Source organism: Trinickia violacea (assembly GCF_005280735.1).
GTDB classification, from domain to species: Bacteria; Pseudomonadota; Gammaproteobacteria; order Burkholderiales; family Burkholderiaceae; genus Trinickia_A; species Trinickia_A violacea.
This window is the reverse complement of sequence record NZ_CP040077.1, coordinates 1,187,460-1,209,857: the sequence shown is the minus strand read 5'-3', so window position 1 is coordinate 1,209,857 and position 22,398 is coordinate 1,187,460. Positions and strand designations below refer to the sequence as shown.

Below are 22,398 nucleotides of genomic sequence, written 5' to 3'. Positions count from 1 at the left end.
CGGCCGGCCGGCATTCGCGCCGCCCGCGCAGCACGTTGTTCCGACAGGGCCTGACCACGCAAGTGGCAGGCCCTTATACTTCGCGCGGCACTTGCGACTGACGCTCGATATTCCAGTGCGGCTCGAGCTCCAACAGCAGCACCCGCATCTGCTCGACCTGCTCGGCAAACCGCTGGCTCAGCCAGTAAGGCCCTTGCAGATCGGCGCGCAAATCGGCCGGGGCCACGGACGGCGCTTGGCCCGGCTCCCAGGCGCACACCGGCGCGAGCAAGCGGACATAGGAACCGAAGCGCAACGCACGCGACATCGAAAGCAGCCCGGAGCGAACCTCCCGCGCATCGACGCCGCAGCGGCGCGCGAACTCGGCGCGCTGCTCGGCGTTCGCGTGCGCGAGCGAGCCTGTCGCCATGAGTTCGAGCGCGCTCAATAGCGATCGATGCACGCGCTGGATCGCTTCGATCCGCTGAGTCGATACGCCAATCTCCTTCGCCACCGACGGCATCAGCGCACGCCCCTTCACGAGCCGCTCGCCGAGCGCCGCGAACGTCGCGATCTGCGCTCCCGGTTCGAACGGCTCGCCCCTTGCGATGCGCCCGAGCAGATGCGCGCACTCCCGCAGATTGCGCGCGAGGAGGTAGCGCCACGAGTACGTCGCGTGCAGCGGCAACGCGAACGAAAACGCCAGCGCGACCGCGATGCCGATCAACACGTTCAACGTGCGCCACAGTCCGGTGTCGATCGTGTTGTCGCCATGGCCCGCGACGATGCACATCGTGATCGCGGTCAGCAGCGCGATATACGCGGGCCTGCCGATCGCGAAGTAGCCGCAGATCGCGGCCACCACCGACATCAGCACATAGGTGAGCGGCAACGAACCGATGAAACGCAACTGAATCAGCACCAAGAGGCCAATGAGCGCGCCGAGCATCGTGCCGAGCGCGCGCTCGGCCGCTTTCTTGCGGATATTGCCCGAATGCTGGAGGCCGCCGATTACGACCAGCACCGTCACCGATGCCCAAATGCCGTGCGGAAAGTCGACGCCGGTCGTGAGCAGGATCGACGCGAGCATCGCCAGGCCGACGCGGATGCTGTGAAGCATCCGCGCGTGCTTGAACCGGTAATACGGCGACGTGACCGAGCGCCAGATGCGCGCGAAGCGTTTGCTGGCGAAGACTAGACGGTCCGGTTCGGTGGAAGCCATGAAAGGCTCGCGGTCAAGTTGGATGCGTGGGAATTCGAGATAGGAGCATATCGCGCGCGCAAGAAAAAAGCCCGCAACAATCGTTGCGGGCTTGCTCTCGCCGGTCAACCAAGGATGTTGCGCTGGGCCGGGTTTGACCCAGCGCAACGCCACTCCATGCGCCGGTCAGCTTTCGACTACGTCCAGATAGTCCTCCGGGCGCGTGCGATCCTCGGCCGACTTCATCCCGGCGACGCGCACGATCAAGCTGACCACGATCGCCACGACGAGGTTGATCGCGAGCGACCACAGCGCCGCATAGCCCGGAATGGCCATGCCGTCGAGATGGATCGTATAGATCGAGCTCTTCAAACCGGTCGACCCCGCCATCCAGGTGCCCAGCGCGATACCGGCCGCCCAGCCGACGAGCAGGCCCCGGTAGTCGAGCTTGCGCGTGTAGAGACCGAGCACGATCGCCGGCAGCGTCTGGATGATCCAGATCCCGCCGAGCAGCTGCAGCTGGATCGCGTACGTGAGCGGCAGGCCGAGGATGAACGCCACCGCGCCCACCTTGACGATCAGCGAGACGAGCTTCGCGACGTTGGTCTCCTGCTCGTGCGACATGTTGCGGTTCACGAACTCGCGATGGATGTTGCGCGTGTACAGATTCGCCGCCGCAATCGACATGATGGCCGCCGGCACCAGCGCCCCGATGCCGATCGCCGCGAACGCGACGCCGACGAACCACGACGGGAAGAAGTGCAGGAACAGCGCCGGCACCGCGAAGTTCGGGCCGAATGCCTTGAAGTACGGTGCGAACTCGGGCATGTCCTTCACGCCCGAGGCGAGCGCCATGTAGCCGAGCAGCGCAAGCAGGCCGAGCACGAGCGAGTACGCGGGCAGCATCGCCATGTTGCGGCGAATCGTGTTGCCCGACGACGACGACAGGATCGCCGTGACCGAGTGCGGATACAGGAACAGCGCGAGCGCCGAGCCGACCGCGAGCGTCGCGTACGCGCTGTAGCCGTTCAGGCTCGCCGCGTCGGGCGCCTTCAGGAGCAGCTTGGCCGGCGGCACCGCGCTGAAGATGTGGCCGAAGCCGCCCATCTGCGCAGGGATCACGATAATCGCCACCGCGATCGTGATGTAGATCAGCAGGTCCTTGACGACTGCGATCATCGCCGGCGCGCGCAGGCCCGACGTGTACGTGTACGCGGCGAGAATCGCGAACGCGATGATGAGCGGCAGGTCGCCGACGAAGCCGGACGTATCGAAGCCGAGGCCGCCGATCACCACTTCGATGCCGACGAGCTGCAGCGCGATGTACGGCATCGTCGCGACGATGCCCGTTACCGCTACCGCGAGCGCGAGCATGCGGCTGCCGTAGCGCGCGCTGACGAAGTCGGCCGAGGTCACATAGCCCTGGCGCTTCGCGACGCTCCACAGCTTCGGGAACACGACGAACGCGAACGGATAGATCAGGATCGTATAGGGCAGCGCGAAGAAGCCGGTCGCGCCCGCGCCGAACACGAGCGCCGGCACCGCGACGAACGTATAAGCGGTGTACAGGTCGCCGCCCAAGAGGAACCACGTGACGATCGTGCCGAAGCGGCGGCCGCCGAGGCCCCACTCTTCGAGATGCGCGAGGTCGCCGCGACGCCAATGCGCAGCGATGAAACCGAGAATCGTGACGCCGATAAAGAAGAGGACGAAAACGAAGGTTGCGGTGGCGTTCATCGTGCGCCTCCTTGCGAACCCTTCGTCGAACGCGCCTTGGTCTTGAAGTAGACGAGCGCCGTGATGACCGCGCTAATCAGCACCCACAGCAGCTGATACCAATAGAAGAACGGAAAGCCCCAGAGCTGCGGATCGATCTTGTTGTAGGACGGCACCCAGATCATCGCGATCCAGGGCAATACCAGCAGCCAGAGCCAACGTTTGGCGGCGCGGTTGGCGTCGGCGTCTTGAGCCATGACGTCTCCTTTGTACCTTATTGAAATTGTGGCCCGTTGTCGTGACTGGCGAGCGCCCGCTTCCGGGCAGCCCACGGACCCCCCGAAAGCTTCGCAAGAGTATAAGAGCGAGAGCGGCGCGGTCAAGCGGGGCCAACCCGAGGCGGGATGGCCCTGTCAAGCGGATTTCGCCGAAGTTGATTGCGCGAGGGAGCGGTGTGTTGTCGCGCTTAGGTCGTACCTAGGTCGCGCTTAGAGGCGCCAGCACACCGCGGACTTCAGATCGTGAACCGCGCGCGCTTGCCGCCGAGCGACGCTTCGAGACCCTTGAGCCACTTGCGCGCGGGCAAGCCGAGCTTCTCTTCGATCAGCTTCGCGCGCTGCTGCAGCGTGGCAAACGGCACGTCGAGCGCGGGACCGGAGAACGCGAGCGCGACGCGATTGCCCTCATGCACTTCGGGCAGTGCGATCACGCGGTTGTCGAACGCCGCGTTCAAGTGCTTCATGTTGCGCACGAAGCTCGGGTGGTCGCCGAACAGATTGATCGTGACGATGCCGGCATCGGCGAGGCACGCGCGCACCGCGCGATAGAACGCGAGGGTGTCGTGCACCGGACCGCGTGCCGTCGCGTCGTAGAGATCGATTTGCAGCGCGCCGATCGTGCCGTGATTGGCGCGGTCATTGACGAAGTCCCACGCGTCGGTTTCGTGCACGGTCAGGCGCGCGTCGTCGTGCGGCAGCTCAAACATCGTTCGCGCGGCGACGACGACCGCCGGGTTCAGCTCGACCGCCTCGACGTGCGCGCGCTTCAGGAAGCGGTGCGCGAACTTGGTGAGCGCCGCCGCCCCGAGGCCGAGCTGCACGACGCGCTTCGGCGTTTCGAGGAACAGCAGCCACGCCATCATCTGCTGCGCGTATTCGAGCTCGATGTGATGCGGCTTGTTGATGCGCATCGCGCCTTGCACCCACTCGGTTCCGAAGTGCAGGTAGCGCACCCCGCTCTCTTCCGAGAACGTCACAGGCGCGAAACGCGGCTTGCGCGGCGCTTCGATGACGGGCGCGTCGTCGAGATCCGCGCCGTCGGCGAAGCGTTTTTTCGTGCCCTTCGTGCGCGAGATTTTCTGCTTCGAGGCGGAGTCGTCGTCGCGGCGCGATTTGCGGAAGGCGCGCGCTTCGGCCGAAGCGCGTTTGATCAATTCAGTCATGTCAGGATGTCGTGCCAGAGGCGCTATTTTTGAGCGAACGAGAGGATAGCATTGCGCGGGACCGGTTCACCGTGCACGGGCCACGTCAATTCAGTAAATTGAGTCCGTTGCGCGAAGCGTTGGAGATGCTACAACATGGCTTACGCGGCAATACCCAACACCCGGAGACGGCCTTCCCGGCCACCCCGCACCGACACTCACCATGAAATCGGCCAACGAACCGTGGACCCGCGAGTCAGCCGGGCTTTCCGCGCTGCCCAGCCAAGCCCCCGCGCTTCAAGTCACTGCGGCGGCTGACGCCGATTCCCTCGAGCCGACGCTGCCCACGCTTACGCCGCTGTCGGGCGCCACGCTAACGCCACCCCTGCCACCCTTGCCGAGCGCGCCGGCCAGTCACGAAACGCCGCGCCACAGCCTGCAAGCCACGGCCATCCTGCTGTTCGGCTACGCGATCCTCATCACCGGCAACGGCCTGCTGAGCACGCTGATCTCGCTGCGCTTGATCGAGCAGCAAACGCCCGCGCTCGTGGTCGGCGTCGTCCAGTCGGCGTACTACGCGGGCTTCATGGTCGGCGCGCTGTGGGGCGGCGGGCTGATCCGGCGCGTCGGACACCATCGCGCGTTCGTCGCGTTCGCGGCCTTCTCGGCCTGCTGCGCGCTCGGCTTTGCCGTGTGGCGTGCCGCGCCGGTCTGGGTCGCGCTGCGCTTCGTCATGGGCTTTTCGCTCGTCGGCATCTTCACCGTGATCGAGAGCTGGCTGCATCAGGTGGCGAGCAACGCGCACCGCGGGCGGGTGTTTTCGGCCTATCTGATCACGAACTATCTGGGCGTCGGCATCGGGCAGTTTCTGCTCGGCCTGGCCGACCCGGCGGGCTTCGAGCTATTCAGCGTCGTGAGCGCGCTGTTCTCGGCGTCGCTGATACCGGTCGCGTTGGCGGGCGGTGCGCCGGCTCAGGCGTCCGCTCATGGTGCCGCTCATTCTCCCGCCCACTCTCCCGTTACGGCGTCGGGCGAATCCGTCGCGCAGGACGGCCCGTCGAAGCTTGCGCGCGGGCTATCCGGGCTCGGCATCGTGTACCGGTGGGCACCGCTCGGCGTGTTCGGCTGCCTCGCGGCGGGGCTTCTCAACAGCAGCTTCTACACGATGCAGCCGATCTTCATGCGCCGGCTCGACTATTCGGTCGTCGACGTGTCCCACTTCATGGGTTTTGCGCTGCTCGCCGCCCTGTTGCCGCAATGGCCTGTGGCGCGCCTGGCGGATCTCGTCGACCGCCGAGCGGTGATCGCGGCGGTCTCGGCGCTCACCGCCGCGTGCTGCGTGCTGCTGTTCGTGCTGCAAAAAGGGGGGCTCGCGGTCGCGATCGACTATCTCTACGTCGCCGTGGTGTTTTCGCTCTACGGCGTCGTCACGTCGTATGTGAACGATGGCACGCCTTCCGATCAACGCATCCCGGTCAGTTCGGCGTTGCTGCTGATTTTTTCGCTTGGCGCGAGCGGCGGACCGACGCTCGCGTCGGCGGCGATGGCGCTCGTCGGGCCGCGCGGGCTGTATTTGTTTGCGGCGATCGTGACGGGGACGTTGACGGTGTTGACGTTGCGCAGCTTGCGGGCGGTGCCGCGGTTGCGGGGCTAGTTGTCCACCAAAAGCCAAAGCTTGAAGTGCGCTCAGCCCCCCTTTGTCTCCGCACTGCGGAGAGAATCGGCTCAAGGGGCATCCAACGCGGCTCTTGCGCGACCTTTTCCCGAACCCGTCCTTTTGCTGTAAGGTGTTTCCCCTGCAAATGTCGCCGACGCTTCGCCCGCTTACCATCAGCCCGACAGCATGACTGAACTAACCCCACCCGCCCTCTTGACTGAAGTCCGGCACCTGATCGATTCAGCGCGGGAGCGGACGGCCGCCGCGGTTAACGCGGAGTTGACGCTACTGTACTGACACGTCGGCCGCCTCATCCGGCAGGAATTGCTGCGCGGCGACAGAGCCGAGTACGGCCAACAACTGATTCCGTCGCTCGCGCGGCAACTGACGGCGGAGTACGGGCGGGGATGGAGCGAGCAGCAGTTGCGGCATTGTGTGCGCGCGGCGGATGTATTTCCCGACGAAGCAATTCTCTCCGCGGTGCGGAGAGAATTGAGCTGGACGCATCTGAAATCCCTGTGGCCGAATATCTGACCGTGCTGCCGCCGCGCGAAACACTGCAAGCAAAGCTTCATCAATCGATCGAAGCCGCACGCGCCCGACTCCAGCAGAAGTGAGTTCCCCGCGACGCAGCTTGGATTGCGGTCGCACAACTACACCGGCAACCACTTCCTCAACGCCTCCCAAGCCCGCAACTTCTCGGCATAAAGATTTGACATCGAGCCGAAACTGCCTCGGACAGCCAACCTGCATCAGATCCTGTGGCTCGTTTCTACACGACTCAAGATTCGAAGTTCCGTGCCGATATCCCGAATGGAGGCTAAATCGGCCCCCACCAGACAAGACTTTACGCCCCCCGCCAATCGCGCACCGGGCGAAATCGTTTCCGGGATCCCCGGGGACGCCGACTTCAACAATTACGAGGTAAATAAAATATGCCCAACGTTGTTCGCGCAGTCGGCCTGATCACGCCGATTGTGCTATTGACCGCTTGCTCTATGGTCGCTCCGCCGTATTCCCCTGATGTCGACAACATTCAATCGCTCAAGAACGCCACTACCGCACACGCGAAAATCGGCGCTTTCGAATCCCATGCGGATGCCAAAAATCCGTACCCGGTCCCTTTGCGCGCAAATATGATGAAGTCCCCGGTTGGGGACTCATTCGGCGCATATCTTGCCGATGCAATGACGAAGGAATTGCTGATGGCCGGCAAGCTCTCTCCGCAAGGCGATGTCGAGATCAAGGCGACGTTATTGGAAAACGACATCGACGTCGGTGTTGCAAACGGCGCCGCGCGACTGTCGGCACGCTTCATTGTGATGCGAGCCGGCACCGTGCGTTACGACCAAATCAAATCCGCACACACGCAATGGGATTCGGCGTTCGCGGCAATGATTGCTGTACCAAAAGCGCGTGAAGAATATCCGCTCGCCGTACAAAAGTTACTCGGTGAGCTATACGCCGACCCCGCCTTCCTTGAGGCAATTCAATAACGTTACCAACCATACCAACCACACCACGAGGGCTAAAACACCATGGCAGTGATTCGATTGATCGCAACAGCAAGCGTAGTCGCAGCATTATCAGGCTGCGCGCACGAAATTTCGCTGACCGGCGACGCGAGCAAAATTCCGACCCTATCGACACAGCCACTCGACAAGACGGTGGGGCTGGTCATCACGGATGATCAGTTGTCGAAAGAAGTGATTACTCCCGGCGGGGGAGGCGACAAGGTGAGCTATCACCCCTACCACGACCTTGAATTGCCGATGTACGTCGGCCTCGGTCACGTGTTCAAGAATGTGACGAAGCTCAAGAGTGCACCTGACGCAGCAACGATTCAGGCCAAGCATCTTGATTACGTGGTTACGCCGACGATCACGACGACGTCGTCGTCCCCTAGCCTCCTCACGTGGCCGCCCACGGATTTCTCGGTCACGCTCGCCTGCACCGTTGCAGACCCGAGCGGTCAGACTCTGGTCACCGAAGACGTGACGGGTACCGGCCACGCGGAGTTTAGTGAATTCAAGCACAACCTCGGCCTTGCTGGGCAGCTTGCAACGGCCGATGCGGTGTCGAAACTGCAGTCGGCGCTGGCGAAGGCGCCTGAATTGCAAAAATAGGGGCATGCACGGCGCGGTTGAGTCAGCAGTGGCACCCTGCCAAGACAGTAAGCGTTGCGCCATCACCGTCTGTTCGTGAGGGCCGGAAGTCGGCAATCTGATTCCCACCAGATCTAGTGGGAATTAGAACGATGGAAGAGAAGGCACCGGGACGCCGACGCGGCTCCAAGAACTACTCGAAGGAATTCAGGGCAATGGTCGTTGCGCAAGCGAACGATCCGGCGCGCTCAATTGCGGAAGTAGCGCACGAGCACAGTTTGAATGCCAACATGATCGCGCGTTGGCGTCGCGCGCACGAGCGCCGCCAATCGACCACGCAAGTTCAACCCACCGAAACGTTCATTCCCGTGCAGTTGCCCGTGCCGGCTCAAGTGACGTCAAGTCTCATCGTCGAGTGCGGCGCCGTGCGGGTTCGCTTCGACGGGCCGCTCGACCTAGGTGTACTCAGGACGGTGCTGGCGACGTTGCGGTCAGCATCGTGATTGGCCTGCCCGCCGGAACGCGCGTCTGGTTGGCTGCCGGCGTGACGGATATGAGAGCCGGCTTCAACAGCCTCTCTGCCAAGATCCAGACGGTGCTGGAGCGCGATCCTTTCTGTGGCCACGTGTTCGTGTTTCGCGGCAAGCGCGGCGATCTCCTCAAGGTGCTGTGGTGGAGTGGCGATGGCATGTGCCTGCTGATGAAGCGACTCGAGAAGGGACGCTTCATATGGCCCCAAGCCGATAGCGGCACCGTTTGTCTGAGTCCGGCGCAACTGTCGATGCTGCTCGAAGGCATCGACTGGCGTCAGCCCGTACGGACAGCACGCCCCACATCGGCGTTGTAAACTTCTCGGCCGGCACGTAAACTGCCGACATGACCCGCGCGAGCACACTTCCCGACGACATTGATGTTCTGAAGGCCATGCTGCTCGCACAGGAAGCGGTGCTGCGCGAGCGCAACGCGCAAGTGCTCACGCTGCAAGAGACGGTCGACTCGCAGAAGGCTGCGCTCGCTTCGCGCGCTGCCGAAGTGGAGCACCTGAAGTTGCTGATTGCGAAGTTGCGCCGCATGCAGTTCGGCCGTAAGTCGGAGAAGTTGGATCGCCAGATCGAGCAACTTGAGCTACGCCTGGAGGACCTGCAGGCCGACGAAGGCGCCGCTCCCGTCGAGATCCCGAAGACGACGCGCAGCGCGCCGCAGGTACCGCAACGCAAACCACTACCTGAACATCTGCCGCGCGATACGCGAACATATCTCCCCGAATCAGCCGAAGTGTGCGTGCAGTGCGGTGCCACGATGAAGCAGTTCGGCGAAGACGTTTCGGAGCAACTTGAATACGTGCCGGCAAGCTTCAGGGTGATCCGGCATGTACGGCCCAAGTTCGCATGCACGTGCTGCGATCACATCGCGCAGGCGAGCGCGCCGAGCCGCCCCATCGAACGCGGCCTAGCGGGTTCGGGCTTGCTGGCACATGTGCTCGTTTCCAAGTTCGGCGATCATGTGCCGCTCTATCGGCAATCGGTCATCTATGCGCGCGAAGGCGTCGAGCTCGAGCGTTCGACGCTGGCCAGGTGGGTTGGCCATAGCGCTGCGTTGCTGCAACCCCTCGTCGAAGCGATCCGGCGCCACGTGATGGCGGCCTCGAAACTGCACGCCGATGACACACCCGTACCGGTGCTCGCCCCCGGCAACGGCACGACCAAGACCGGACGACTATGGGTGTATGTGCGCGACGATCGGCCATCAGGCGATGCAACGCCGGCTGCCGTATGGTTCACCTACACGCCTGACCGCAAAGGCATTCATCCGCAGCAACATCTCGAGTCATTTGCCGGCACGCTGCAGGCCGACGCGTATAGCGGATATCAAGCGATATACGACACGGGGCGCGTAGTCGAGGCGGCCTGCTGGCGCATGCGCGACGACAGGTCTACGAACTTCACGCGGCTCGGCCAAACGCCTTCAACACCGAAGCGCTTGAGCGAATTGGGGCACTCTATAAAGTCGAAGAGGCCATCCGCGGCAAGCCTCCCGATGAACGCCGGGCCTATCGCCAGGTGCACGCCAGGCCGTTACTCGATCAGCTCCATGCCTGGCTGAGCGAGGTGCTCGCTACACTCTCGCGCAAGTCTGATACGAGCAAGGCGATTCTCTATGCGCTCAATCGCTGGGAGGCGTTGACGCGCTATTGCTATGACGGACGACTTGAGATCGATAATTTGCCAGTCGAGCGTGCCCTGCGCGGCGTGGCCATCGGCCGCCGCAACTACCTCTTCGCGGGTGCCGATTCCGGTGGTGAACGTGCCGCCGCGATCTATAGCTTAATCGGCACCGCAAAGCTGAACGATGTCGACCCCGAGGCGTATCTGCGCCACGTGCTTGCGCGCATCGCAGAGCACCCGATCAATCGCATCGGTGAACTGCTGCCATGGAACGTGAGGGTTCAAGGGAGTGAGGCGATAATACCGTTCGCCCCTGCGCTTCTCGCTGACCTCATGGCCAAGTCCTTTCGACTGTATACCCTTCACGCTCAGATTCGCGACATCAACCCACCCATCTGGCGCCGCATCCAGATCGAGGGATTCGACTCGCTACGCAGACTACATCACACCCTCCAGGCCGCATTCGGCTGGACCGACTCGCATCAGCACGAGTTCGAGATCGACGACAAGACCTATGCCATGTTCGAGCTCGACGACGTGCTCGAATCGATGGACCCGGACAACACCTTCGATGATCGCAAGACCAAGCTGGAGAAAGCTGCCTACCCCGGCATGAGGTTCGTCTACAAATACGACTTCGGTGACGGCTGGGAACACGACATCGTTGTGGAGAAAGTCGAGATCATCGAAGGCGAGCCGAGCGGTTGTCCACACGTTATTGCCGGAGCTCGGGCATGCCCACCCGAAGATGTCGGCGGTCCGTTCGGATATCAGGCGTTCCTCGACACGCTGCGTGCACACCCCGAAAGCGAGGAGGCCAATGGCTATAAGCGCTGGGCTGGGCACGACTTCGATGCCGAATTGTTCGACCGGCGCGCCGCTAACGCGACGCTCTTACGCATGGCTTGGAATCGTTGGGGCGGAAAGTAGATTCCCAGTCAAGACGCGGTCGACGCTACGCTTACCCAAGACACAAGCCTCTGATCGAAGGAAAGCCTCGCATTTGCGGGGCTCGAAGACCGTAGCACGAGCGTCTCGTAGTTCGCTCGACGACTTGACGCCCGAACAGTTCGCCCTGGCGCATGAGGCAACTCAGCAATGGTTAACCTCGGACTCTGCCTGTGATCCGGACGAATACCGGGAGCAGATCAGTAGTTTTTGCGGCAGACAAGCGCGCAATAGAGCCCGCCGACCGTGCCCGCAACGCCGAGGCCGAAGCCGAGCCCGATATTGCCCAGCGTGGACGAGCAGCCGTTTAGATTGAAAAGCAGTGCAAGTGCCGCGAGCAGGGTGACTTTGCGCCGTAGTACGGACATGGGGTGGTCATCCAGAGTATCCAGATGGGCGATGATACTCAGGCAGCCTGCACGCGCTTCCCTGCAAAAAGCGTCGGTTTTCCGCGGCGCTTACTGCTCCTTACGCGCGCCCCGGCATGCGTGAATGGCGCCTCCACACAAGGCGGCAGCTCCTAGTTTCCCGCTCATGATGCCGCGCAGACAAAGCTCGAAAATTGCCTCGTCTGGAAATTCCTCTGCGGTGCATACGCAATGCCGCAATGGCTACTCCACCAACCACTTCCGCAACGTCTCCCAAGCCTGCAGCTTCTCGGCATAAGGCACGGCCGCATAGGCCGGGCTGCTCGACGGCAGTCTGACAAAGTCGAGCGCGGCATGGCTTTCCGCCAGCGCCAACATGCCGATCTTGGCAGCCGTGCCCCCATTGAATGCGACGGCCGCGAGGTTGGGCAACGTCGCCACGAGCGCCGCGAAATCGTTCGTCGCGTGGTCGCGAATCCGGCTGTCGAGGCTACCCTCGCGGCGCGCTTGTGCGATGACGTCCCACAGGCCAATGCGATGCGCGAGCAGCGTGTCGAGCCGATGCGCATAGTCCATCGCCGGCAAGTCCTCGTCGATCACGTCACCGACCAAATGCCAAAACCGGTTGGTGTTTTGGTCAATTTGACATCGAAGCCGTGGCCGGCTGTTGGAGTTCGGCGACGCGCGTGCGAAGCTGATAACGCGCTCGTTCGATGGACGAACGTATTGGGTTGTGCTCGGCCAAATCTGCGGAAAGTTGCAGCTCCGACTGCGCGAGCAGCGCTTGCATATCGTGGGTCGACGGACCACCGCCGCTTCTTCTGCGCTCGACCGCAGCGCGCGGATCGAGCGCTTGCACCACCTCTTCGCAGGACAGGGATAGCGTTCGCCCTGTCGTCTCCTGAGCGGCGCGTGATACGAGATCCGGTGCAATATCCGCCACGCCCAACCCTAAATCCATTGCAAACCTGACAACACGCCCGGTGATGTGATGCGCCTCCTTGAACGAGATGCCGTTTTGTTGCACCAACAGGTCGGCCAGATCGGTTGCCGTGGAGAAATTGGCTCCCGCCAGTTCGGCCATTCGTTTCGAATTTGGAATGGCACGGTTGATGACCTGATCCACCACCGGAATCGTATCGACCAGTTCGTCAACAGCTTGCCAGAGCCAGTGCAGGCTGTCGGCATTCGAGTCGAGGGCGTGCGCGTAAGGGGCCGCACGGAACGAAGCAAAGCCCGTTACGAGCGCACCGAGCAGATGAGACTGACGACCTTTGAGAAACTCGAGCACGGCCTGGTTCTTCTTTTGCGGCATGATGCTGGACGTAATCGCCAGTGAGTCAGGCAGCGCGAGCGTCGCAAATTCAAACGTCGACATCAGATAGAAGTCCTGGGCGAGACGCCCCACGGTAGTCGCGACAAACAATGCCGCGCAAAGGAGTTCGAGAAGCGGATCTTTGCTTGCGACTGCGTCCAACGCATGGGCGACTGGCGAGGCGAACCCAAGCAACGCCGAAACAGCATGTCGATCGATAGGAAATGTCGTCCCAGCCATCGCGCCCGCACCGAGCGGACACTCGTTCAATCGACGATATGCGCCCAGCAATCGTTGGAAGTCACGTTGCAAGCCACTCTCGACGCCCGAAAGATAGAAACCGTAGGTAATGGGCTGCGCATGCTGAAGGTGCGTATAACCGGGCATGACGCAGTCCGCGTACTTCTCTGCCTGATTGATCAAGGATCGGCGCAACGTGAGGTTCCCATCGATGAGCGACAAGGCAACGTCACGCGCTCTCATGCGATCCAGTGTCGACTGTAGGTCGTTCCGGCTGCGCGCAGTGTGAAGACGGCCACCGATGTCAGGGCCCAAAAGCCGGATCACTTGCGCTTCATAGTTGAAGTAGACGTCTTCCAGTGATCCGTCCAACGTGAAAGCAGTCGGCCCGGCCGTGGCGAGCTCATCGATGACCGCAAGCAGGCTGGCCGCCGTTTCACGCTCCATCAGTCCCACGTCGCAAAGCATCACGATGTGAGCCTGGTTGATCTGCGTCAACAGCGGTAGCGACGGTCCAAACGACTGCTCGATCCACGGGAGAAAAATTGCCGTTTGCGCCTCGCTCGATAGCGCCTCGTGCAGCAAACCGCTGACTTTGGATTCCATGACATGGCTCCGATCGAAAGGATGTGATCGATATTAGGGCTGTCCAAACGTATGAGATCAAGCTACATTTTTGACTTTACACAGTCGAAGATCTCATGATGATCACGCTGAAACAAATCGAGGCGTTCCGCGCCGTCATGCTCGGGAACAGCATGACCGAGGCGGCAAAGGTCCTGTTCGTCACGCAGTCCGCGGTCAGCAAGATCATGCGGGAATTCGAGCAGGAAATCGGCTTCGAGTTGTTTTCGCGGCGCAAGGGAGGGTTACTGCCTACAGCGGCAGCCAAAGCGCTCTATGTCGAAGTCGAAAGAGTTTTTGTGGGCCTCGATCAGGTAGCGCGCACGGCAGAGCGCATCCGCCTCGGACAGGAAGGCCGGCTGAGAATCGTGGCAATGTCGACCGTGTCGTGTGGTTTCCTGCAGGCAGCCATGGCGGAATTTCGGCAGTCCCATCCAAAGGTCAGCGTCTCCATCGATACCTACAATTCACACGAAGTGACTAATCTGGTGGCGTCCGGTCTTTTTGACCTGGGCTTTGCAACGAGCCCTGTCCAGACCGACAAGGTCGTCGTAGAGTCGCTCTGGAAAGTGCGATGCGTTTGCGTTCTGCCGCCTGGACATCGTCTGGCGAGAAAACGCACGTTGACGCCAATGGATCTGCGCGATGAAAACTTCATATCGCTTGCACCCGGGAACACTACTCGACTCGCAATCGATAGTGTGTTCCGTTCGGAAAACGTACATCGAACGACCGAAATGGAAGCGAGTTGGTCAATCGCCGTCACCTCGATGGTATCGAACGGTCTGGGGGTATCGGTGATCGATCCGTTTACGGCACAGGTCGCGAAACAATGCGGATGCCTGGTCCGTCCATTCTCGCCACCTATCGACTATTCGTTCGCGGTGCTGCGGCCGCAGGGTGCACTCGCTAACACGCTCGTTGACGACTTCGTTCGGTCCGTTCGGCGTAACCTCGTGAAGTTAAAGCTGATCCGCTCCGACCGGCAATCCGAGTAGGCGCGGATGACCCTCGTCAGCGGCCGAAAGGAAGACATGAGTTGCAGGAATGTGTTCATGAAGACGCGTTCCTTGACTACATGTTCGTGCGCGCCTCTAATGGACCGCATGCCGCGTCGCCCGCGGCTGTCGGAAGCATCGATATCCGCTCACGCCATGTCATATTCGGAGCAAACATCATGAATAGCGTTGAAATCACGTACAAGCACAATCTTCCGCTCGATCCGCACGATGTGATTCGAGTGTTTCGATCATCGGGCATTACGCGTCCTGTGGATGATCCTCCACGGATCGCGCGGATGTTCGCCGCTCCTACGCTGACGATCTCGGCTTGGCATGAGACACGCCTTGTCGGCTTGTCCCGCTCGCTGACGGACTACGCGTACTGCTGCTATTTGTCGGACCTGGCGGTCGACAAGGAGTATCAGGGGCTCGGAATCGGCAAGGCGCTCATCGAACGAACGCGCAATGCGGTGGGCGACGAGGTGAGTGTCGTGCTGCTCTCGGCGCCTGGTGCCATGTCGTACTACCCGAGCTTGAGCTTCTCGTCCGCGGACAACGCCTTTCTAATCAAGCGAAAGCGATGACTTCGCACGTGACTTCACGCCGATCGCCACCGCCCTGCCCGCTCACGCTAGTGCGAAAACCCGGACGCCGTTTCGCTGAGGCTCTTGCCCTTGGTTTCCGGGGCCAGCCATTGCGACACGGCCGCACCGACAGCAGCGATGCCGGCCGCGATCAGTATAGTGACCGGGGGCCCGAGATTGGTCATCGACCACGGCATGAGGAAGGTACCGAGGCCCGCGCCCCTATCCGGCTAAAGACCGTGCGCCCCGATCCCGCGGCTCTCGGTCGGGATGATGGTAAATGACGGCGGTGCACGACGCTGAAGAGCCAGCCGGAGCAAGTTGAGAGACGACCTCTCCGGAAGCTAAGAGGCGGCGACGATGCGAAGCGGTTCGCGCCCCAATTTATTTTCCACGCATCGGTCGCGGGCAGACCACCGTCAACGAACACGCCTTTTGCGCAAGGACTGCCGGCAGATCGTCCGGCGCAGCGTCGAATGCGGCATAGGCGACATCGAGTCTTAGAAATAGGGGGATGCCCCGAACAGACGGCATTTGGTTGCTGCCCACTAGACGCGGCTCCGTGGGAACACTCATACGGCCGCTTTGCGGCACCTCGCGAGACAATTCGACATCGGCAAAGCTACGCCGCCAACCACTTGCGCAACGCTTCCCAAGCCCTCAACTTCTCCGCATAAGGCACGGCCGCATACGCTGGACTGCTCGACGGCAGCTTGATGAGATCGAGTGATATGCGACTATCGGCCAACGCCTGCATACCGATCTTCGCCGCCGTGCCACCGTTGAAAACAACCGCCGCAAGATTCGGCAATGCAGCCACGAGCGCAGCTAGATCATTCGCCGCATGATCGCGAATGCGGCTGTCGAGGCTGCCTTCTCGTCTCGCCTTCGCAATCACGTCCCACAACCCCACGCGATGATCGAGCAGCGCCTGCAGCCGCGCCTCATACCCCATGCTCGGCAGCGGTTCTCCAATCACATCCCCCATCAAATGCCAAAACCGGTTTTGCTTGTGCGCGTAGTACTGATTTTGCGCGAGCGACACCTCTCCAGGCAGGCTGCCGAGCACGAGCACACGCGTGTTTCGATCGACTACCGGCGGGAAGCAGCGCTTGAGGGTCATGAATCGTGGTTCGGCGCGTGCGCGCCATGAGCGCGCGACGCAAGATGATCGAGCGGACCGGCCGACTCGCGCGCGTGCGACGCATGCGCGTGATGAGTGGACGTTGCAGCGCGACGGCCCCCGCGGCGTGCCCGCGCTTCCAAATGCGCCCAAAGCGCCGGCAGCATGCATTCGGTGACCATCAGCGGCTCTCCATGCCGCTCGAACACCGAGCGCCGCGCGCAGAGCGCGTGCGGCGCCGGCCCCGCGATCTCGCGCGCCGCGAGCACGGCGAGCGGATCGCGCTGCGTGAGCCGCGCGCTGACGAGCGCCGAACGCGCGACACTGCTGTCGCTATACAACAGCTCGGCGAGCGGCCGCGTGCGCAGCCGCCGCATCGCCTGCCACACGCCGTGGCTCGCCGCGAGCGGCGCGATGCTGTGCGCGGCGACGAACGGCACGCCGTCCACTTCGAGCACGACTTCCCGCACCCAAACCGGCGCGCGCGCCGCGATGCCGAGCGCCGCGGCTTCGTCGCGCCATGCCTGATCGATCGCCTCGCGCGTCACGCGCACCGCCACCTTGCCGAGCGTGCGCAGATGCGCGGTCAGCGAGCCGCCGCGCGTGAGCCAGTCTTTCTGGTCAGCCGTGAAGCCGGGCCGCGGTGCGGCGCGCCAGCCGCCGCCCGCCGCGTCGAAGCGAACGCGCTTCGCGCTCATCAGCGCGCAAGCAGCAGCGCATTGGTGCGCTTGACGAAGCTCGCCGGATCTTCGAGCGCGCCGCCTTCCGCCAGAAGCGCCTGATCGAACAGCAGATGGCACCAGTCGTCGAAGTTCGCGCTATCGACGGAAAGCGCCTTCACGAGCGCATGCTCCGGATTCACTTCGAGAATCGGATGCATCTCCGGCGCGTTCTGCCCCGCGGCCTTCAGCATCCGCTGCAGGTAGCCGCTCATCTCGCCGTCGTCGGCGACGAGGCACGACGGCGAATCGGTCAGGCGGAACGTGAGGCGCACGTCCTTCGCCTTGTCCTTGAGCGCCTCCTTCATCTTCTCGATGAGCGGCTTCATCGTTTCGCCGACTTCTTCCTGCGCCTTCTTTTCCTCGTCGTTGAGCGCGCCGAGGTCGAGGTCGCCGCGCGCGACGCTCGCCAGCGGCTTGCCGTCGAACTCCGTGAAGGACGACAGCGCCCACTCATCGACGCGGTCCGTCAGCAGCAGCACTTCGACACCCTTCTTGCGGAACACTTCGAGATGCGGGCTGTTCTTCGCGGCCTGCCAGGTATCGGCGGTCACGTAGTAGATCTTCGACTGCTCGGGCTTCATGCGCGCGACGTAGTCGGCGAGCGAGACGTTCTGCTCGGACGTGTCGTTGTGCGTCGACGCGAAGCGCACGAGCTTCGCGATGCGATCGCGATTCGCGAAGTCTTCGCCGAGGCCCTCCTTGAGCACCTGGCCGAACTCCGTCCAGAAGCTCGCGTACTGCGCCTTGCCCTCGTCGGTCTCGGCGTTCGCCAGTTCTTCGAGCATCGACAGCGCGCGCTTGGTCACGCCTTCGCGGATCGCCTTCACGTCGCGGCTTTCCTGCAGGATTTCGCGCGACACGTTGAGCGGCAGATCGCTCGAATCGACCACGCCCTTGATGAAGCGCAGATACATCGGCAGCAGCTGCTCGGCGTCGTCCATGATGAAGACGCGCTTCACATAGAGCTTGAGGCCTGCGCGATGGTCGCGGTTCCACAGGTCGAACGGCGCGTGCGCCGGCACGTAGAGGAGCTGCGTGTACTCGCTGCGGCCTTCGACGCGGTTATGCGTCCACGTCAGCGGGTCCTGGTGATCGTGCGCGAGGTGCTGATAGAACTGCTTGTACTGCTCGTCGGTGATGTCGTTCTTCGGACGCGTCCAGAGCGCGCTCGCCTGGTTGACGGTCTCGTCTTCGTCCTTCTCGACCATCTCGCCCTTTTCCTGATCCCACTCTTCCTTCTTCATCAGGATCGGCAACGCGACATGATCCGAATACTTCTGGATGATCGACTTCAGGCGATACGACGACAGCAGTTCGTCCTCGCCTTCGCGCAGGTGCAGCGTGATCGTCGTGCCGCGCTGCGCTCGCTCGATCGTCTCGACCGCGAAGTCGCCCTCGCCCGCGCTGACCCAGCGCACGCCTTCGGCCGCCGGCAGTCCGGCGCGGCGCGTTTCGACGGTGATCTTGTCGGCAACGATGAAGCCCGAGTAAAAGCCGACGCCGAACTGGCCGATCAGCGCGGCGTCCTTCTGCTGGTCGCCGGAGAGCTTCGAGAAGAATTCCTTCGTGCCCGAGCGGGCGATCGTGCCGAGGTGCGAGATCGTTTCCTCGCGGCTCATGCCGATGCCGTTGTCGTCGATGCGGATGGTGCGCGCGGCCTTGTCGTACGACACGCGGATGCGCAGGTTCGGATCGGTCTCGAAGAGGGTGCTGTCGGCGATCGCTTCGAAGCGGAGCTTATCGGCGGCGTCCGACGCGTTCGAGATCAGCTCGCGCAGAAAGATTTCCTTGTTGCTGTACAGCGAATGGATCATCAGTTGCAGAAGCTGTTTCACTTCTGCCTGGAAGCTCATGGTTTCTTGTGCCATGGTCGGGATTTCCTCGTTCGTGGATGGTGTGTCTCGTGCGTTCGGCGCTGCGGCTTGCCTCGACGGCGCACGCGTCGCGGCGGTCGGCCGGGCTGCGTGACGGAAGCCTTGGGGGAGCCTTGGCGCGAATCGAGCGCTCAAATGGGGATAGCTGTCCCAAATTCAAGTGCGGAGGCTGAATCGGGTCGGAAGATCGGCGGCAAGCCCCTTCTCCGGCTGACGAAAGGTGCAATGGTAGCTCGGATGCGGGCTTGCGGCCGGCGACGCCCTAGGTAGAAACCAGGACATCCGATTCGGAATGGTCCGATTTCTTCTCGAGCTGCGGCATGGCGTAGTGGCGGTTTTGCCGTCGAGCAGGAGAAGCGTATGTTGCAGTGCAGCTTTGAACTCAATGACAAGCCTATGAGCACGTTCAAAATCAACGGAGCGATTTCCGTCCCGGCATTTTCCGGACTCGCCCCGCATATCAATCAGCGCCTATCCGCATGCTTGCCCAGTTTGGGACCGATCCCGCCGGGTAGGTATTACATCGTCGACCGAGAATCGGGCGGAAGGCTGGGATGGCTCAGGGAGGCTTTCATCGATCGATCGGATTGGTTTGCCCTATACACCGCAGATGGAAAAATCGACGATGAGATGTTTTGCAATGAAGTTCTGCGCGGAAATTTCCGCCTGCACCCAAAGGGGCCGCGTGGCATCAGCCAAGGCTGCATCGTCATTGACAGCGCCGCCAATTTCTACCGCGTCAGGGGCTTGCTCGTAGGCTGCGGTAGGCACCCGATTCCGGGCAGCGCACTGCGCGCCTACGGCATGGTGGCTGTGAAATGAGGCGCGCGATCAAAATTGGCGGCGTTGTTGTGTGGCTACTCTTCGCGACGCTTACGCTCGCCTACGTGTGGGGCCGACACCCCGACGCAATCCCTCCGCCGCCGCTCGGATTCTCACTCTGGCTCAACGACCTGTTCGATGCACACGATGCGGAGGCAAGCGCCGACGTGGATATCTACTACATGCTCACCGTCTCCTTCCTCTTCGCAAGCCTCTGCACTTTCGTCGCGTGGCGTACTTTCAAGCGTCTTCGCTAGAGCTAGACGACGGTATCCGCGGCAGGCTTCGGCAGTCCGCCTCCACTTTGCCGCACAACCATTCACAAACATTGCCCGACCATGCGCACCATGACGCAGAAGCTCCTCGTCATCACCAGCCTGACAACAGCCCTGCTCGCCGTCGCCGCCTACGGCTACACCCGGCTCGCAGCGCGTTACGGCTCGGCAAATGCCCCGCCCATGGCAAACCCCGCCGATCAAGCCGGCGCCATTCTCGTTTCCAAGGGAGCAAAACGCATGCAGCTATTGCGCGACGGCGCCGTGCTGAAGGAATACCGCATCTCGCTAGGCGGCAATCCCGACGGCCACAAGCAGAAAGAAGGCGACAACCGCACCCCCGAGGGACGCTATGTCATCGACTGGCGCAATGAGAAGTCCGCATACCACCTGAGCCTTCACATCTCGTACCCTAACGCGGACGACCTTGAAAAGGCGTCGGCCGCCGGTGTCGCGCCGGGCGGAAATGTGATGATTCACGGCCTGCCGAATGGCTGGAGCTTCCTGGGAAGGCTGCACCGGCAGTGGAACTGGACCCAAGGCTGCATCGCCGTCACCGACGAGGAAATGCGCGAAATCTGGTCGCTCGTCCCCAACGGCACACCAATAGCGATCGAAGGCTGAAGACCCGGGCTCACGCCGCCGGCGCCCTTCTCGCCACCGACTCCAGATAGTCCCCGATCACCCCCGGCAGCGCCGGGTCGCCGCAATTGGCGACGTTGAACCGCATCCAGGTCGTCGGCGACTGCTGCGGCGAGAAGAGGCTCCCCGGCGTCAGCAAAAAGCCCTTTTCGTGCGCCGCTGCGGCGAGCGCATCCGAATCGACGCCCAAGTCCGCCCAGAGGAACATGCCCGCCGACGGCATCGTGAAGAGGCGCAGCCCGGTCTTCTCGAGCATGCGCGCCGTCTTGTCCCGCACGCCGTCGAGCCGCACGCGCAGGCGCTCGACATGGCGCCGGTAGTGCCCTTCGGTCAGCACCTTGTACAGCACGCGCTCGTTCAGCTCCGGCGTCGTCATGCCGACAAGCATCTTCTGATCGGTGATCGCCTTCGCCACATCGAGCCCGCATGCGACGAAGCCCACGCGCAAGTTCGCCGACAGCGTCTTCGAGAAACTGCCGAGATAGATCACGCGCTTCAATTGATCGAGGCTCGCCAGGCGCGTCGCCGGATAGCCCGGCGGGCAAAGGTCGCCGTAGATATCGTCCTCGACGACGATGAAATCGTAGGCTTCGGCCAGGCGCAGAATGCGGAACGCCTGCGCCGCGGTCAGCGACGTGCCGGTCGGGTTCTGCAGCAGCGAGTTGAGGATGAGCATCTTCGGCCGCCACATCTGCACGAGCGTTTCGAGCGCGTCGAGATCCGGCCCCTCCGGCGTGTACGGCATGCCGACGAGTTGCGCGCCCTGCGACGCGAAACGGCCGAACATCTGGAACCAGGCCGGATCGCCGACGATCACCGCGTCGCCCGGCTGCACGTAGATGCGCGCGATCAGGTCGATGGCCTGGGTGATGCCCGAGACGAGCACGATCTGATCGGGCGCGACGCCGATTTCGAACTCCTCCAGGCGCGTCTGCAGTTGCTGGCGCAGCGGCAGGAAACCTTGTGCGGTGCCGAAGCCGAGCATCTGCGCGCCGCTTTGCCGCCCGAGCGCGCGCAGCGCGCCGGTGATCAGCTCGCCGTCGAGCCAGCGGCTCGGCAGGTAGCCGAGGCCGGGCCCCTTCTCCGGGCTCGACGTGTGCAGCATGTTGCGCAACAGCCAGACGACGTCGATCGTGTTGTGCGCCGGCTGCCGCTCGGCCGGCGCGCGCCGTTCGGCAGGCACGCCGCTGGCGGCACGCTCGCGCACGAAAAAACCCGAGCCGCGCCGGGAGTCGAGAAACCCCTGCGCCACGAGCCGCTCGTACGCCTCGACGACCGTGAAGCGCGACACGCCCTTGTCGAGCGCCAGCTTGCGGATCGACGGCATGCGCATGCCGGGACGAAACACGCGCTCTTCGATGCGGCGCCGCGCCCATTGCACGAGCTGGTCGACGAGCGTGAGCGGCGAGGCGTCGTGCGGGGCGGGAATCAGATTCAGCGGGACGGTCATGGCGGCTCCAACTGTACCGAAAAGTATCGCCCCGATTGTACCGTTACTGTGCTGGTGCGAGCGATTACAGTTTTTGGACGATGCCGTCTGGCCGGCGCCAAGGCCAAGCGCGCTGCGCGGCGAAACGCCTATCGGCCGGCCGCGCATGGAGGGGAAGCGGTGCGAGC

At 62.6% G+C, this 22,398-nt stretch carries 22 protein-coding genes and 4 pseudogenes; 13 read left to right on the top strand and 13 right to left on the bottom strand.

Annotation, left to right across the window (positions count from 1 at the left end):
* Positions 1-73: 73 nt before the first annotated feature.
* The 4 genes from FAZ95_RS05540 to FAZ95_RS05525 form a co-directional block, all read right to left on the bottom strand.
* Positions 74-1,201 carry an FUSC family protein gene (locus FAZ95_RS05540; RefSeq protein WP_137331532.1) on the bottom strand — a complete coding sequence of 376 codons (1,128 nt, stop codon included), beginning with the start codon at positions 1,199-1,201 and terminating at the stop codon, positions 74-76.
* 165 nt (positions 1,202-1,366) lie between these two features.
* Complete coding sequence (gene mctP / locus FAZ95_RS05535) at positions 1,367-2,917, bottom strand: monocarboxylate uptake permease MctP (protein ID WP_137331531.1); 1,551 nt, start codon at positions 2,915-2,917, stop codon at positions 1,367-1,369.
* On the bottom strand, positions 2,914-3,153 hold the full coding sequence (locus FAZ95_RS05530; RefSeq protein WP_137331530.1) for a DUF3311 domain-containing protein: 240 nt from the start codon (positions 3,151-3,153) through the stop codon (positions 2,914-2,916). Before FAZ95_RS05530 ends, mctP begins: the two co-directional genes overlap by 4 nt.
* A 257-nt stretch (positions 3,154-3,410) precedes the next feature.
* Positions 3,411-4,337, bottom strand: coding sequence for a class I SAM-dependent methyltransferase (locus FAZ95_RS05525; protein WP_137331529.1), 927 nt, complete (start codon positions 4,335-4,337; stop codon positions 3,411-3,413).
* Between the two features lie 202 nt (positions 4,338-4,539).
* Here FAZ95_RS05525 and FAZ95_RS05520 point away from each other — a divergent pair, with 202 nt between their 5' ends.
* From FAZ95_RS05520 to FAZ95_RS05480, 8 genes and pseudogenes are all read left to right on the top strand, one after another.
* Positions 4,540-5,970 carry an MFS transporter gene (locus FAZ95_RS05520; RefSeq protein WP_137331528.1) on the top strand — a complete coding sequence of 477 codons (1,431 nt, stop codon included), beginning with the start codon at positions 4,540-4,542 and terminating at the stop codon, positions 5,968-5,970.
* A 189-nt stretch (positions 5,971-6,159) separates the two neighbouring features.
* Positions 6,160-6,492, top strand: a pseudogene (locus FAZ95_RS39735) (DUF1016 N-terminal domain-containing protein); the annotation flags it as partial.
* 416 nt (positions 6,493-6,908) lie between these two features.
* Positions 6,909-7,469, top strand: a complete 561-nt coding sequence (locus tag FAZ95_RS05505; protein ID WP_137331527.1) for a hypothetical protein — start codon at positions 6,909-6,911, stop codon at positions 7,467-7,469.
* Positions 7,470-7,511: 42 nt separating this feature from the next.
* Positions 7,512-8,099 (top strand): hypothetical protein, encoded by a 588-nt coding sequence (locus FAZ95_RS05500; protein WP_137331526.1) that lies wholly within the window; start codon positions 7,512-7,514, stop codon positions 8,097-8,099.
* A 131-nt stretch (positions 8,100-8,230) separates the two neighbouring features.
* Positions 8,231-8,581 carry an IS66-like element accessory protein TnpA gene (gene tnpA, locus FAZ95_RS05495; protein ID WP_137330710.1) on the top strand — a complete coding sequence of 117 codons (351 nt, stop codon included), beginning with the start codon at positions 8,231-8,233 and terminating at the stop codon, positions 8,579-8,581.
* The gene (gene tnpB, locus FAZ95_RS05490) at positions 8,578-8,925 is read left to right on the top strand and encodes an IS66 family insertion sequence element accessory protein TnpB (protein ID WP_137330709.1); all 348 of its coding nucleotides are present in this window, start codon (positions 8,578-8,580) and stop codon (positions 8,923-8,925) included. The genes tnpA and tnpB overlap by 4 nt, the downstream gene beginning before the upstream one ends.
* 29 nt (positions 8,926-8,954) lie before the next feature.
* Positions 8,955-10,519, top strand: a pseudogene (gene tnpC / locus FAZ95_RS05485) (IS66 family transposase); the annotation flags it as partial.
* 57 nt (positions 10,520-10,576) lie between these two features.
* Positions 10,577-11,173 (top strand): plasmid pRiA4b ORF-3 family protein, encoded by a 597-nt coding sequence (locus tag FAZ95_RS05480; RefSeq protein ID WP_137330707.1) that lies wholly within the window; start codon positions 10,577-10,579, stop codon positions 11,171-11,173.
* An 8-nt stretch (positions 11,174-11,181) separates the two neighbouring features.
* Here the strand turns inward: FAZ95_RS05480 and FAZ95_RS40870 are convergent.
* The 4 genes and pseudogenes from FAZ95_RS40870 to argH form a co-directional block, all read right to left on the bottom strand.
* Positions 11,182-11,292 (bottom strand): annotated as a pseudogene (locus FAZ95_RS40870) (DNA-deoxyinosine glycosylase); the annotation flags it as partial.
* A 99-nt stretch (positions 11,293-11,391) separates the two neighbouring features.
* Positions 11,392-11,559, bottom strand: coding sequence for a hypothetical protein (locus tag FAZ95_RS39195; RefSeq protein WP_175425525.1), 168 nt, complete (start codon positions 11,557-11,559; stop codon positions 11,392-11,394).
* Positions 11,560-11,802: 243 nt separating this feature from the next.
* A pseudogene (locus tag FAZ95_RS05475) lies at positions 11,803-12,186 on the bottom strand (DNA-deoxyinosine glycosylase); the annotation flags it as partial.
* A 10-nt stretch (positions 12,187-12,196) separates the two neighbouring features.
* Entirely contained in the window at positions 12,197-13,720 is a 1,524-nt protein-coding gene (argH, locus tag FAZ95_RS05470) for an argininosuccinate lyase (RefSeq protein WP_137331525.1), read from the bottom strand.
* Between the two features lie 95 nt (positions 13,721-13,815).
* Between argH and FAZ95_RS05465 the strand changes: the two genes are divergently transcribed.
* Positions 13,816-14,736 (top strand): LysR substrate-binding domain-containing protein, encoded by a 921-nt coding sequence (locus FAZ95_RS05465; protein ID WP_137331524.1) that lies wholly within the window; start codon positions 13,816-13,818, stop codon positions 14,734-14,736.
* A gap of 179 nt (positions 14,737-14,915) precedes the next feature.
* Positions 14,916-15,323: a GNAT family N-acetyltransferase gene (locus tag FAZ95_RS05460; protein ID WP_137331523.1), complete on the top strand. Its 408-nt coding sequence runs from the start codon at positions 14,916-14,918 to the stop codon at positions 15,321-15,323.
* 47 nt (positions 15,324-15,370) lie between these two features.
* Here FAZ95_RS05460 and FAZ95_RS05455 read toward each other — a convergent pair whose 3' ends face one another.
* The 4 genes from FAZ95_RS05455 to htpG form a co-directional block, all read right to left on the bottom strand.
* Entirely contained in the window at positions 15,371-15,520 is a 150-nt protein-coding gene (locus FAZ95_RS05455) for a hypothetical protein (RefSeq protein WP_254699815.1), read from the bottom strand.
* A gap of 425 nt (positions 15,521-15,945) precedes the next feature.
* Positions 15,946-16,446, bottom strand: a complete 501-nt coding sequence (locus FAZ95_RS05450; RefSeq protein ID WP_137331522.1) for a DNA-deoxyinosine glycosylase — start codon at positions 16,444-16,446, stop codon at positions 15,946-15,948.
* Complete coding sequence (locus FAZ95_RS05445) at positions 16,443-17,144, bottom strand: chorismate--pyruvate lyase family protein (RefSeq protein WP_137331521.1); 702 nt, start codon at positions 17,142-17,144, stop codon at positions 16,443-16,445. Before FAZ95_RS05445 ends, FAZ95_RS05450 begins: the two co-directional genes overlap by 4 nt.
* Positions 17,144-19,036 carry a molecular chaperone HtpG gene (htpG, locus tag FAZ95_RS05440; protein WP_137331520.1) on the bottom strand — a complete coding sequence of 631 codons (1,893 nt, stop codon included), beginning with the start codon at positions 19,034-19,036 and terminating at the stop codon, positions 17,144-17,146. Before htpG ends, FAZ95_RS05445 begins: the two co-directional genes overlap by 1 nt.
* Before the next feature lie 366 nt (positions 19,037-19,402).
* On the opposite strand from htpG, the gene FAZ95_RS05435 reads away from it, so the two are divergent.
* The 3 genes from FAZ95_RS05435 to FAZ95_RS05425 all read left to right on the top strand — a co-directional run bounded on the left by FAZ95_RS05435 (position 19,403) and on the right by FAZ95_RS05425 (position 20,763).
* A complete protein-coding gene (locus tag FAZ95_RS05435) occupies positions 19,403-19,864 on the top strand; it encodes a DUF2778 domain-containing protein (protein WP_137331519.1) in 462 nt (153 codons plus the stop codon).
* On the top strand, positions 19,861-20,121 hold the full coding sequence (locus FAZ95_RS05430) for a hypothetical protein (protein WP_137331518.1): 261 nt from the start codon (positions 19,861-19,863) through the stop codon (positions 20,119-20,121). Before FAZ95_RS05435 ends, FAZ95_RS05430 begins: the two co-directional genes overlap by 4 nt.
* Before the next feature lie 90 nt (positions 20,122-20,211).
* Positions 20,212-20,763 (top strand): L,D-transpeptidase family protein, encoded by a 552-nt coding sequence (locus FAZ95_RS05425; RefSeq protein WP_137331517.1) that lies wholly within the window; start codon positions 20,212-20,214, stop codon positions 20,761-20,763.
* 10 nt (positions 20,764-20,773) lie between these two features.
* On the opposite strand, the gene FAZ95_RS05420 is transcribed toward FAZ95_RS05425, so the two are convergent.
* Positions 20,774-22,231 (bottom strand): aminotransferase-like domain-containing protein, encoded by a 1,458-nt coding sequence (locus tag FAZ95_RS05420; protein ID WP_137331516.1) that lies wholly within the window; start codon positions 22,229-22,231, stop codon positions 20,774-20,776.
* Positions 22,232-22,398: the final 167 nt, after the last annotated feature.

Excerpts from the sequence above, each read along its gene's own strand:
- htpG (WP_137331520.1), bottom strand. The coding sequence starts at position 19,036 with ATGGCACAAGAAACCATGAGCTTCCAGGCAGAAGTGAAACAGCTTCTG.
- FAZ95_RS39195 (WP_175425525.1), bottom strand. The coding sequence starts at position 11,559 with ATGTCCGTACTACGGCGCAAAGTCACCCTGCTCGCGGCACTTGCACTG.
- FAZ95_RS05455 (WP_254699815.1), bottom strand. The coding sequence starts at position 15,520 with ATGCCGTGGTCGATGACCAATCTCGGGCCCCCGGTCACTATACTGATC.
- FAZ95_RS05525 (WP_137331529.1), bottom strand. The coding sequence starts at position 4,337 with ATGACTGAATTGATCAAACGCGCTTCGGCCGAAGCGCGCGCCTTCCGC.
- FAZ95_RS05465 (WP_137331524.1), top strand. The coding sequence starts at position 13,816 with ATGATGATCACGCTGAAACAAATCGAGGCGTTCCGCGCCGTCATGCTC.
- FAZ95_RS05425 (WP_137331517.1), top strand. The coding sequence starts at position 20,212 with ATGACGCAGAAGCTCCTCGTCATCACCAGCCTGACAACAGCCCTGCTC.
- FAZ95_RS05430 (WP_137331518.1), top strand. The coding sequence starts at position 19,861 with ATGAGGCGCGCGATCAAAATTGGCGGCGTTGTTGTGTGGCTACTCTTC.
- FAZ95_RS05450 (WP_137331522.1), bottom strand. The coding sequence starts at position 16,446 with ATGACCCTCAAGCGCTGCTTCCCGCCGGTAGTCGATCGAAACACGCGT.
- FAZ95_RS05420 (WP_137331516.1), bottom strand. The coding sequence starts at position 22,231 with ATGACCGTCCCGCTGAATCTGATTCCCGCCCCGCACGACGCCTCGCCG.
- tnpA (WP_137330710.1), top strand. The coding sequence starts at position 8,231 with ATGGAAGAGAAGGCACCGGGACGCCGACGCGGCTCCAAGAACTACTCG.
- FAZ95_RS05445 (WP_137331521.1), bottom strand. The coding sequence starts at position 17,144 with ATGAGCGCGAAGCGCGTTCGCTTCGACGCGGCGGGCGGCGGCTGGCGC.
- FAZ95_RS05540 (WP_137331532.1), bottom strand. The coding sequence starts at position 1,201 with ATGGCTTCCACCGAACCGGACCGTCTAGTCTTCGCCAGCAAACGCTTC.
- mctP (WP_137331531.1), bottom strand. The coding sequence starts at position 2,917 with ATGAACGCCACCGCAACCTTCGTTTTCGTCCTCTTCTTTATCGGCGTC.
- FAZ95_RS05505 (WP_137331527.1), top strand. The coding sequence starts at position 6,909 with ATGCCCAACGTTGTTCGCGCAGTCGGCCTGATCACGCCGATTGTGCTA.
- FAZ95_RS05520 (WP_137331528.1), top strand. The coding sequence starts at position 4,540 with ATGAAATCGGCCAACGAACCGTGGACCCGCGAGTCAGCCGGGCTTTCC.
- FAZ95_RS05500 (WP_137331526.1), top strand. The coding sequence starts at position 7,512 with ATGGCAGTGATTCGATTGATCGCAACAGCAAGCGTAGTCGCAGCATTA.
- FAZ95_RS05530 (WP_137331530.1), bottom strand. The coding sequence starts at position 3,153 with ATGGCTCAAGACGCCGACGCCAACCGCGCCGCCAAACGTTGGCTCTGG.
- FAZ95_RS05435 (WP_137331519.1), top strand. The coding sequence starts at position 19,403 with ATGTTGCAGTGCAGCTTTGAACTCAATGACAAGCCTATGAGCACGTTC.
- FAZ95_RS05460 (WP_137331523.1), top strand. The coding sequence starts at position 14,916 with ATGAATAGCGTTGAAATCACGTACAAGCACAATCTTCCGCTCGATCCG.
- argH (WP_137331525.1), bottom strand. The coding sequence starts at position 13,720 with ATGGAATCCAAAGTCAGCGGTTTGCTGCACGAGGCGCTATCGAGCGAG.
- FAZ95_RS05480 (WP_137330707.1), top strand. The coding sequence starts at position 10,577 with ATGGCCAAGTCCTTTCGACTGTATACCCTTCACGCTCAGATTCGCGAC.